General features: G+C 67.5%; 2 protein-coding genes. Both read right to left on the bottom strand.

Annotation, left to right across the window (positions count from 1 at the left end):
- Nucleotides 1-11,351, bottom strand: an 11,351-nt coding sequence (locus tag NP534_RS22230) for a non-ribosomal peptide synthetase (protein ID WP_274100137.1), incomplete at its 3' end; no start/stop codon positions are given.
- A 129-nt stretch (nt 11,352-11,480) separates the two neighbouring features.
- Nucleotides 11,481-12,193, bottom strand: a 713-nt coding sequence (locus NP534_RS22225) for a phosphopantetheine-binding protein (protein WP_274100136.1), incomplete at its 5' end; no start/stop codon positions are given.

The raw sequence follows: 12,193 nt of genomic DNA, 5'->3' as shown, positions 1-12,193 counted from the left end.
ACATAAGCGCCGCCTGCCTTGAGGATAGCCAGCAGGCCAACCACCATCGACAGCCCCCGTTCGACGCAGATCGCCACCCGATCATCAGGCTTCACGCCCAACGCGATCAGGTGGTGCGCCAGGCGGTTGGCCTGTTCATTCAACTCGCGGTAGCTGAGCGAACCTTCTTCAGCCCGCACTGCAACCGCATCCGGTGTGCGCACGACCTGCGCTTCAATCAGCCCATGCAGGGTCTGCTCAAGGTCGTAAGCCACCGCAGTATCGTTGAAGCCAACCAACACCCGCTGGCGTTCCTCTGGCTCCAGCACCGGCAAGCGCTGCAATGCCAACTCCGGCGTCTGTTCCAGGGCCTCGACCATCGCCTCCAGCACCTGGTGCATCTGCCCGCAAATACGTGCCGCGCCCACTTGCGCCGGGGTCATGGCAACCAGGCGGAAGCCTTCACCCAAGTCATCCACGTTCAGGCTCAGCGGGTAGTTGGTACGCTCCTGGCCTTCCAACACCTCGATGCCTTGCCATGCCTGACGCTGCTCTGCGCTGGTTTCAGCACCATGGCGGTAGTTGAGCATGGCGCTGAACAGTGGCAACGGCGCAGCCACACCGCTGCAACGCTGGGCCAACGCCAAGGACGCGTGCTCGTGGGCCAGCAGTGCGCTGAGGCACTGGTGCACGGCCTGCGCGCCCTCGCGCAGGCTCACCTCGTTCAGGTCGACGCGCAGCGGCAGGGTATTGATGAACATGCCCAGCGCCCGCTCGGCGCCTTCGCCGCCTTGCAGGCGACCAAGCAGCACGGTGCCGAACACCACGCGGTCCTTGCCACTGGCAGCCGCCAGCAGGCGTGCCCATGCCAGGTGGAACAGGCTGGCGACACTGATGCCAAGCTGCCGCGCCTGGCGCCGCAGCCCTGCGGCCAGCTCGGCCGACAGCGCCAGCTTGGCCTCGTGCATGTCGCGGCCATCGCCTTGCACATCGCTGAGGCCGAATGGCAAGGTCGGCTCATCGATATCGGCAAGTTGTTCGCGGAAGAACCGCTCATGCGCGGCCTGGCTGATGCCCAGGCGCGCCTGGGCGACATAGTTGCGATACGGCACCGGGGTGGCCACCGGCGGCGTGCCGTGCAGGAAGCCGATCAGCTCTTCGCCAACCACTTCCAGGGCCGTGTGGTCGAGGACGATGTGGTGGAACTGCAAGGTGGCTTCGATCTGCTCGGTGCCAGGCACTTGACGATGCAGCAGACGGATCAGCGGCGCCTGGCTCAGGTCCAGGCCGCTCGCGCCTGCTTCGAGGTGCAAAAGCTGCAGCGGCGCATGCCGCCAGACCACCTGCACGGCTTGCGGCAGGCCCTCCCAGAGCACGGCGGTACGCAGCACATCATGGCGGGCGATGACCTGGTCCAGCGCGCTGGCGAAGGCTTGCAAGCGCTCCAGGCTGGCAAAGCGCAGCCGTGAATACAGCACGTAAGGATCGTGCTCGGCGCTCAGGTGATGGTAGAGAATGCCTTCCTGCAGGGGCGCCAGGGGGTAGATGTCCTGCACATTGGCGGCACCGCCCGGCACGCTCGCAACGATGCGGTCGAGCGCCGCTTGGTCGAGTTCGATCAGGCTGAGCAGGTCTGGGGTGATACGCGGGCAGTCGGCAGGAATACGATTTGCAGGCACCACGACTTGCTGATTACGCCCCAGTGTCGCGGCCAAGGCCGCAACCGTTGGCTGGCCGAACAGGGTGCGCACATCGACCTGCAGGCCCTCCAGCCGCAGCCGTGCGGTCAGGCTGACCGCCAGCAGCGAATGGCCTCCGAGTTCGAAGAAGTTGTCGTGCCGGCCTACCTGCTGCACGCCGAGCAGCTCGGCCCACAATCGAGCCAGCAGGGTTTCGGTATCACCGAGCGGGGCCTCGTACAGGCGCTCATGCAATGCACCGTCCGGGGCAGGCAGCGCGTTGCGGTCGAGTTTGCCATTCGGCGTCAAAGGCAGCTGGGCGAGGTGGATGTACTGCGCCGGCAACATGTATTCCGGCAGATGCATCAGCAACCCTTCGCGCAGGCTGTCTGCTGCCTGCGGCTCACCGGTGAGGTAGGCCACCAGGCGCGCGCCACTGACCGGGGCGTCGAAGGCCAGCACCACTGCCTCGCGCACGCCGGGAATACGCACCAGGCAGGCTTCGATCTCACCCGGTTCGATGCGCAGGCCGCGAATCTTCACCTGGTGATCGTTGCGGCCAAGGAAGATTAGGTTACCGTCCTGGCACTGGCGCACCAGGTCACCACTGCGGTACAGGCGCTCGTGGTCGACGAAGGGGCTGGCGATGAAACGCTCGGCCTGCTGCGCTGGCAAGCCCAGGTAACCACGTGCCACGCCGGCGCCACCGATGTGCAGGTGGCCGACCACGCCCCAGGGCACCGGTTGGTCGTAGGGGTCGAGTACATACAGGCGGGTATTGTCGATGGCGGTGCCAATCGGCAATGCCCCTTGCGGCAGCTCGGCGCCCGGTTCCAGCGTCCAGGCGCTGCAATCGACGGTGGTCTCGGTCGGCCCATAAACGTTATGCAGGCGCACACCCGGCAGGCGCTGACGCACCTGGGCGGCCAGGGCTTCGGTCAACTCGCCGCCACCGCAGACGATATCGCTGAGGCGGGTGCAGCGGCTGCTGGCGGGGGTTTCGAGGAACTGCTGCAGCAACGCCGGCACGAATTGCACCACGCTGACCTGCTGCGCCTCGATCAGTTGCGCGAGGTACTGCGGGTCGCGCTGGCCGTCCGGGCGTGCCAGCACCAGGCGCAGGCCGCTGCACAGTGGCCAGAACAGCTCCCACACCGAGGCATCGAAGCTGACCGGGGTTTTGTGCAGCACCGCGCCGTCCCCCGCTGGCTGGCAAAGCCGCTGGCTCCAGTGCACCAGGTTGACCACGTTGCGGTGCTCGACCATGACCCCTTTGGGCAGGCCCGTGGAGCCAGAGGTGTAGATCACATAAGCCAGATGCCGCGCGTTCAGCGCAGGCACGCGTGGGTTGCTGATCGGTTGGGCGTGCCAGCACGGCTGGTCGAGGTCGACCAGGGGCGCTTGGGTGCCGTGCGCGGCCTCGCGGGTCGCGCTGTGCACCAGCACCGCCAGCGGCGCACTGTCCACCAGCATGTGGCGGATGCGTTCGGCCGGGTAACCCGGGTCGACCGGCACATAGGCACCGCCCGCCTTGAGGATGGCCAGCAAGCCGACCACCATCGACAAACCACGCTCGACGCAGATCGCCACACGGTCATCGGGTTTTACCCCCAGGCCGATCAGGTGATGGGCCAGGCGATTGGCCTGCTCGTCGAGCTGGCGATAGCTCAGTTCGCCCTCCTCGGCGGCCAGGGCAATGGCATTCGGCGTGCGCCTCACCTGCGCCTCGAACAGCGCGTGCAACGGTTGCTCCGCAGCGTCGGTCTGCTGCGTGGCGTTGGCCAGCAGTTGCTGGCGTTCATTCGGTGTCAGTACTGGCAGCTGCTGCACTGGCGTGTGGGGCGCATGCTCAAGGGCATCCAGCAAGCCGACCAGCACCTGCAACAGTTGCTCGCAGACGCGCTGCGCGCCTACCTGGGCGCTAACCTGCGCGGTCAGGCGCAGGCCGTCGCCCAGGTCGTCGACGTTGACACTCAACGGGTAGTTGCCGTGCCCGCCGCTGGGCAGGGCCTCGATGCCTTCCAGGGCTTCGCGCTGCGCTTGCTGTTCGGGCTGGCTGGCGCCGTGGCGGTAGTTGAGCATGGCACTGAACAAAGGTGTCGGCGCAGCCACACCGCTGCAGCGCTGGGCCAGGGCCAGCGAGGCATGCTCGTTCACCAGCAGCGCACTCAGGCGCTGGTGGGCCAGGCGCACACCGGCTTGCACACCCAGCCCCTGCAGGTCCAAGCGCAGCGGCAGGGTATTGATGAACATGCCCAGGCCGCGGTCGGCCCCCGCACCGCCTTGCAGGCGGCCGAGCAGCACGGTGCCGAATACCACGCGGTCCTGGCCACTGGTGGCGGCCACCAGCCGCGCCCAGGCCAGGTGCAGCACGCTGGCGGCGCTTACGCCCAGCTGCTGCGCCTGGCGGCGCAGGCGCCGGTATTGCTCGCTGTGCAACTGCACGGTGGCCAGTTCGAAGGCACTGGCCTGGCCCTGCAGATCGAGCAGGCCATAGGGCAAGGTCGGCGCGTCGATGTCGGCCAGTTCGGCGCGGAAGAACGCCTCGTGTTCGGCCTCGCTGATGGCCAGGCGGGCCTGGGCCACATAGTTGCGGTAGGGCACGGCCGGCTGGCTGGGCTGTTGCCCGCGCAGGTGATCGCGGATCTCCGCAAGCACCACTTTCATGGCCGTATGGTCAAGGGCGATATGGTGGAATTGCAGGGTGGCCTCAATGCGTTCGGCGCCCGGCTGCGGGTTCGCCAGCAGGCGCATCAATGGGGCCTGGCTGAGGTCAATTCGGCCGGCCTGTTCGGCGCACTCAACCAGCACCGACCCTGGCACGCTGCGCCAGACCACCTGGGCTGGCTGCGCCAGGCCGTCCCACAGCACGGCGGTGCGCAGGATATCGTGGCGGGCGATGACCTGGTCCAGGGCAGCGGCGAACGCTTGCAGGCGGGCCTGGCTGTCGAATGCCACGCGCCACTGCAGCAGGTACGGGTCTTGGTCGGCGGCGCTCAGGTGATGGTAGAGAATGCCTTCTTGCAGCGGTGCCAGCGGGTAGATGTCCTGCACGTTGGCAGCGCCACCGGGCACCGTGGCGACGATGCGCTCGATGGCGGCGGCATCCAGGGCCAGCAACGGCAGCATGGCCGGGGTGATGTGGGTGCAGCCCTCTGCAATGCAGTAGTCCGGCACGCTTACCTGGCGACCATTGCCCAGTGCGGCCGCCAGTGCGGCCACGGTCGGTTGGCCGAACAGCACCCGCACGTCGGTCGGCAGGCCCTGTTGGCGCAGGCGTTCGATCAGGGTCACCGCCAGCAACGAGTGGCCGCCCAGTTCGAAGAAATTGTCATGCCGCCCTACCCGCTCCACGCCCAGCACCTCGGCCCAGACGCTGGCCATGGCCGCTTCGGTCTCGCCGACGGGCGCCTCGTAACCCCGGCTGACCCAATCGGCGGTATCCGGTTCGGGCAGGGCGCGGCGGTCCAGCTTGCCGTGGCTGGTCAGCGGCCACTCCTCCACACGGATAAACGCTTGCGGCAGCATGTGCCCCGGCAAGCTGGCCTGCAGCGCTTGACGCACAGCGTCGATCATCACCGGTGCGGACTCGGTGAACCAGGCCAGCAAGCGCTCGCCCCGCACCAGCACCACGGCATCGGCAATACCCGCCTGCGTGGCCAGGGCGGCTTCGATTTCACCCAACTCCACGCGCATGCCGCGAATCTTCACCTGGTCGTCGTTGCGGCCGAGGTAATCGAGGGTGCCATCGGCGTTCCAGCGCACCAGGTCGCCGCTGCGGTACATGCGCGCGCCAGGCTTGCGGCTGAACGGGTCGGCGAAAAAGCGCTGCTCGGTCAGTTCAGGGCGATTGAAGTACCCCCGCGCCACCTGCGCACCGCCGATGTACAGCTCGCCCACAACGCCCACCGGCACCGCTTGGCGATGCGCGTCGAGCACGTAGACGCGGGTATTGGCGATGGGCTTGCCGATGTGCAACGCAGCGCCGGGCAGCACCTGCCCAGAGGTGGCGACCACCGTGGTCTCGGTCGGCCCGTAGTTGTTGACAAGGGCAAAGCCTGGGTCGCGGTCGAACTGGCGCAGGCGGTCGCCACCGATCAGCAAGGTGCGCAAGGTCGGGTGCTGGCGTTCGCGGCGCAGCGCCTGTTCGGCCACGGGCGTGGGCAGGAAGCTGACGGTCAGCGGCTGTTCGAGCCACCAGTCAAGCAGCGCTTCGACATGTTCATTGCCGATGTGCGCAGGTGGCAGGTGCAGCGTGGCACCGGCACACAATGCCGGCCAGACCTCCCAGGCCATGGCGTCGAAACCGAAGCCCGCGACGCTTGAAGTACGTGCACCGGCCTCCAGCGCAAAGGCCTGGCAGTGCCAGTGCACCAGGTTGGCCAGGGTATGGTGCTCGACCATCACCCCTTTGGGCTGGCCGGTGGAGCCAGAGGTGTAGACCAGGTAGGCCAACTGGTGGGCATCCAGCCCGGGCACGTGCGGGTTGCTGTCGAGGGCGCCATCGCTGGCGGCCTGGTCGAGGTTCAGGCGCGGTATGCCAGCAGGCAAGCCGTCGATGGCCGCTTCGCTCAACACCAGGGCGGGCGCGCTGTCGGCCAACAGGTAGGCGATGCGTTCGGCGGGATAGCTTGGGTCCACGGGTACATAGGCGGCCCCGGCCTTGAGCACGGCCAGCAGGCCAATCACCCGCTCGGCGCTACGGCCCAGGCACAACGCCACCCGGTCACCGCAGCGCACGCCGCGTGCGATCAACTGGTGCGCCAGGCGGTTGGCCCGAAGGTTGAGGTCACCATAGCTGAGCGCCATGCCCGGCTGGCTGACTGCCGTGGCATCGGGGGTCGCCGCTGCCCGGGCTTCCACCAGGGCATGCACCGTCTGCCCTTGCGGGTAGTGCTGCGCGGTGGCATTGAAGCTGCCCAGCAGTTGCTGGCGAGCTTCATCGCTCAAGATCGATATGCTGTCGACCGGCGCCTCCTGCCCCTGCTCCAGTGCTTGCAGCAGCTGGGTGACGGCATTGGCCATCCACGTGGCAACCCGCGCCGCACCAATGCCCTCGACGGCCAGCACACTGAACGTGAAGCCATCACCCAGGTCGTTGACACTGAGGGTCAGCGGGTAGTTGCTGCGCTCCTCGCCCCCGAGCAGGCGCACGCCCTCCCAGATGCCCTCGCCGTCACGCGCTGCAGCGTCGGCGCTGTGCCGATAGTTGAGCAAGGCGCTGAACAGCGGCGCAGAAGCCGCCACGCCACTGCAGCGCTGGGCCAGGGCCAACGGCGCGTGCTCATGGCCGAGCAAGGCCGACAGGCTACGGTGGGTGGCGCGCACGGCGGCACGCACGGCCAGCGTGGTGTCCACCCGCAGCGGCAGGGTGTTGATGAACATGCCCAGCGCCCGGTCGGCGCCCTCACCCCCTTGCAGGCGGCCCATCAGCACGGTACCGAAGACCACGTCATGGCGGTTGGCAAGCACCCCCAGCACCCGCGCCCAGGCCAGGTGCATCAGGCTCGCGGCGCTGACACCCAGTTGCCGGGCCTGGGCGCGCAAACCGAGGGCCACCTCGCCATCCAGCGCCTGGAAGGCCGTTTCGATACCTCGGCCATCGCCCTGCACGTCGGCGAAGCCCAGCGGCAAGGTCGGCTCATCGACATCGGCGAGCATCTCGCGGAAGAACGCCTCGTGGCCGGCCTGATCACCCAGGCGGGCCTGGGCCACATAGTTGCGGTACGGCACCGCGGCCGGCAGCGTGTGCCCCTGGCCAAACAGCAATGCGCGCATTTCGCGGGCGACCACGTCCATGGCCGTGTGGTCGAGGGTGAGGTGGTGGAACAGCAGAATCGCCACCACTTGGTGGTTGGCGGGGTCCAGGCTGTAGTACAGGCGGGTCAGCGGCGCCTGGGTCAGGTCCAGCCGGTGGTGCCGTGCATCGAAACGCGCATGCAACTGCTCGATCCGCAGCCTGCCATCGTCATCGGCCAGGTCATCGATTTCACTGACCACCAGCTCGGCCTTGCGCCAGACCACCTGCAGCGGCTGCGCCAGCCTTTGCCAGAGCACTGCGGTGCGCAGGATGTCATGGCGGTCGATAACCTGCTGCAGGGCACCGGCCCAGGCCAGCAGGCGCTCGACACTGTCGAAGGCCAGGCGGGTCTGCAGCAGGTAGGGGTCGCCCTGCTCGGCGCTCAGGTGATGGTAGAGAATGCCCTCCTGCAGGGGTGCCAGCGGGTAGATTTCCTGCACGTTGGCAGCGCCACCCGGCACGCTGGCGACGATGTCGTCGAGGGTCGCCTGCTCCAGGGTGACCAGGCTCAGCATCTGCGGGGTAATCCGTTCAGCGTGCAGCGGCACCCGGTTGGCGGGCACCGTCACTTCGCGGCCGATAGCCGCTGCGCTGGCCAGCGCGGCCAGGGTCGGCTGGGCGAACAGCACCCGCACATCGATGAGCAGGCCAGCCTTGCGCAGGCGCTCGACCAGTGTCACCGCCAGCAGCGAGTGGCCGCCCAGTTCGAAGAAGTTGTCGTGCCGCCCTACCCGTTCCACGCCCAGCACGTCGGCCCAGATGGCCGCCATCGTGGCTTCGGTCTCACCTTCAGGCGCCTCGAATGCCTGGCCGAACAACTGCGAGGTAGCCGGGTCGGGCAGTGCGCGGCGGTCCAGCTTGCCGTGACTGGTCAGCGGCAGCTCAGCCAGGCGCAGCAACGCCAGCGGTACCATGTGCGCCGGCAAGCGGGCCTGCAGGGCCTGGCGCAAAGTTTCGATATCTACCGGGGCGGTCTCGGTGAACCAGGCCAGCAGACGCTCGCCCCGTACCAGCACCACGGCCGCGTCGATGCCGGGCTGCGCTGCGAGGGTGGCTTCGATTTCGCCCAGCTCCACCCGCACGCCGCGAATCTTCACCTGGTCGTCGTTGCGGCCGAGGTAGTCGAGGGTACCGTCGGCATTCCAGCGCACCCGGTCACCGCTGCGGTACATCCGTGCGTTGGGCTGCGCGCTGAACGGGTCGACGAGAAACGCCTGCTCGGTCAACGCTGGGCGGTTGAAGTAGCCACGCGCCACTTGCGCCCCGCCGATGAACAACTCACCGGTGACGCCGACCGGCACCGGTTGCAGGCCTTCGTCCAGCACATAGACGCGGGTATTGGCGATCGGCCGGCCGATGTGCAGAGGCCCGCCAGGCACCACCTGCCCGGAGGTGGCGACCACGGTGGTTTCGGTCGGCCCGTAGTTGTTGACCAAGGCAAACCCTGGGTCACGGTCGAACTGGCGCAGGCGGTCGCCGCCTACCAGCAAGGTGCGCAGGGTCGGGTGCTGACGTTCGCGACGCAGGGCCTGCTCGGCCACCGGTGTAGGCAGGAAACTGACCGTCAACGGCTGCGCCAGCCACCAGTCGAGCAGTTCATCGACATGCTCGTTGGCGATGTGCGCAGGTGGCAGGTGCAACGTGGCCCCGGCGCACAGGGCGGGCCAGACTTCCCAGGCCATGGCGTCGAAGCCGAAACCGGCCACGCTGGATGCGTGTGCAGTGGCGTCCAGCGCGAAGGCCTGGCAGTGCCAGTGCACCAGGTTGGCGAGGGTGTGATGCTCGATCATCACACCCTTCGGCTGGCCGGTGGAGCCGGAGGTGTAGACCAGATACGCCAGGTGCTGCGCGTGCAACTCAGGCAACTGAGGGTTGCTGTCGTGCGCAGCGATGCTTTGTGCAAGATCCAGGTCGAGGCGCGGAACCCCGGCCGGCAACCCGGTAATAGCCGTCTCGCTCACCACCAGTGCCGGTTCGCTGTCGGCCAGCAGGTAGGCAATGCGCTCTGCCGGGTAGGCGGGGTCTACCGGTACATAGGCCGCGCCCGCCTTGAGCACGCCCAGCAACGCGACCACGCGCCCGCTGTTGCGCGGCAGGCACAGGGCAACACGGTCGCCCACCTTGACGCCACGCGCGATCAGCTGATGCGCAAGCTGGTTGGCGTGGCGGTTGAGTGCGTCGTAACTCAACGCCTGGTCACCCTGCAGCAGCGCCAACGCAGCCGGTGCGCTGGCCGCGCGGGCTTCGACCATGGCGTGGACGGTCTGCCCCTGCGGGTACGCCTGAGCCGTGTGGTTGAACTGTTGCAGCAACTGTTCGCGCTCTGCCAGGGGCAGTGCCTGCAGCCCTTGCATAGGTGCAGTGGGCGCATGTTCCAACGCCTCGACCAGGCTGGCCAGGACCTGCTCGAACTGCGCGCAAAGGCGTGCCGCGCCCCACTCGGGCAGGCTCTGCACGGTCAGGCGCAGATCGTCGCCCAAATCATCGACACTGACGGTCAGCGGGTAATCGGTACGTTCCTCGGCGCCGACGATATCGATGCCGTCGGCCACCGGGATGATGTCGGCAGCATCGCCCGCATCGCTGTGGCGGTAATTGAGCAGGGTGTTGAACAGCGGCGCCGGTGCCGCCACGCCGCTGCAGCGCTGGGCCAGGGCCAGGGACGCCTGTTCGTGGCCGAGCAAGGCGCTGAGCCGCCGGTGGGTGGCCAGCAGCGCATCACGCACGCCGGTTGCGCCAAGGTCGATACGCAGCGGCAGGCTGTTGATGAACATGCCCAGCGCCTGCTCGCTGCCGTCGCCGGTAGTCATGCGGCCCAGCAGCACACTGCCGAACACCACCTGCTGACGCGCCGAAAGCTGCCCCACCAGCCGGCCGAAACCCAGGTGCAGCACGCTCGCCGGGCTTACCCCGAGTTGCCGGGCCTGGCTGCGCAGGCGCTGGCTGAGCGCCGGGGCCAAGGTCAGGCGTGCCTGCTCCAGCAGCGCATCGCCTTTGGCTTGCAGGCCGAAGGCCAGAGTCGGCTCATCGATGTCACCCAGCATCTCGCGGAAGAACCCTTCATGGGCCTGCTCATCCAGTGCCTGGCGGGCGGCGGCCAGCACGTTGCGAAACGGCATGGGCGCGGCCAAGTGGTCGGCCTGGCCGGCAAGGTGCGCCTGGATTTCCCGGCGCACGATATCCAGCGCGGTATGGTCCATGACCACATGGTGGAACATCAGCAGTGCCACCCACGCCTCACCTTCGCCCTGCGCGTGCATCAGCTGCATCAGCGGCGCCTGGCGCAGGTCGAGGCGGTACTCGCGCGGGTCGAAGCGCGCACACAACTCGGCCAGCGCCGCGCTACCGGCAACCGGGACGGCTTCGCGGACCAGCGTCGCCTCCTGCCAGACCACTTGCACCGGTTGGTCAAGGTACTCCCAGTGCAGCGCGGTACGCAGGATGTCATGGCGCTGGATCACCCACTGCAGTGCCTCGGCGAAGGCTTCGAGGTGGGCTTTGCTGGCAAAGCGCAGTTGCACCTGCGACAGGTACGGGTCGCCGTCGCTGGCGGACAGGTGGTGGTACAGCATGCCCTGCTGCAGCGGCGCCAGCGGGTAGATGTCCTGAACATTGGCGGCGCCGCCGGGCACGCTGGCGACGATGCGGTCGATGGCCTGTTGCTCCAGGGCCACCAGCGGCAACATATCGGGGGTGATGCGAAAGGCCGGGCTCAGCCAGTCGTCATCGCGTTCGGCGAGCATCTCCAGCAACGCCGGCTTGTGCCGCGACAACGCCTCCCACAAGCTATCGTCCAAGGTGTCGTCATCGCCGAGGACGATCAGGTCCTGGTCTTCACGCTGGAGTCGGATTGCACGGGTGGAAAGAGCAGCCATCAGTTCGCTGAAGTGCATCGGTAAGCATCCTGCTTTGCCTGGAAATAGGGATCGTGGACACGCTAAAGGATCGTGACCGGTCGGTCTGACATGGGAAGCGGGGACAATTGCGGATAGCACCGGGGCCGCTATGCGGCCCCGGTGATTTCAGATGCGCCTGCGTTTGCCCAGGCTGGGAATGGTGGTCTGCGGTATCACTACCTCGACCTGTTCGAGGCGGGTGCTGGCCGCAAGCCCCGCCAGCGTCGGCTGGCTGAACAAGGTGCGGGCATCCACATGCAGGCCGGCCTGACGCATGCGTGCCACCAAGCCGACGGCCAGCAGTGAATGGCCACCCAGCTCGAAGAAGTTGTCATCTCGGCCGACTTGCTCGATCTTCAGCACATCGGTCCAGATCTCGGCCAGCGCGGTTTCCAGCTCGCCGCGCGGGGCCTGGTAGGCGCGGCTGATCACCGACTCTGCACCCGGCGCCGGCAGGGCCTGGCGGTCGACCTTGCCGTTGTTGCTCAAAGGCAACTGGGCCAGGGCAACGAACGCCTGCGGCACCATGTACTCCGGCATGCGCGCCAACAGGTGACTGCGCAGTACTTCAAGCGCCGGCGCGCTGCTGCCCTCGCGGCAGGTGAAGTAGGCCACCAGGCGCTCTTCGCGCATCAGCACCACGGCCTGGCCGATTGCCGGGTGCGCGGTCAACGACGCTTCGATCTCGCCAAGCTCCACCCGCAAACCGCGCAGCTTGACCTGGAAGTCGTTGCGGCCGACGAAGTCCAGTTCGCCGTCCAGGCGGTAGCGCACCAGGTCGCCGGTGCGATACAGCCGGTCGCCCTCTCCTTGATCTTGCGCGTCAAGGTATTGCGCCC

It is taken from the genome of Pseudomonas sp. 39004 (genome assembly GCF_028682155.1).
Taxonomy (GTDB): domain Bacteria; phylum Pseudomonadota; class Gammaproteobacteria; order Pseudomonadales; family Pseudomonadaceae; genus Aquipseudomonas; species Aquipseudomonas capeferrum.
The sequence above is the reverse complement of the archived record's forward strand: the minus strand, read 5'-3'. Positions and strand labels throughout refer to the sequence as shown.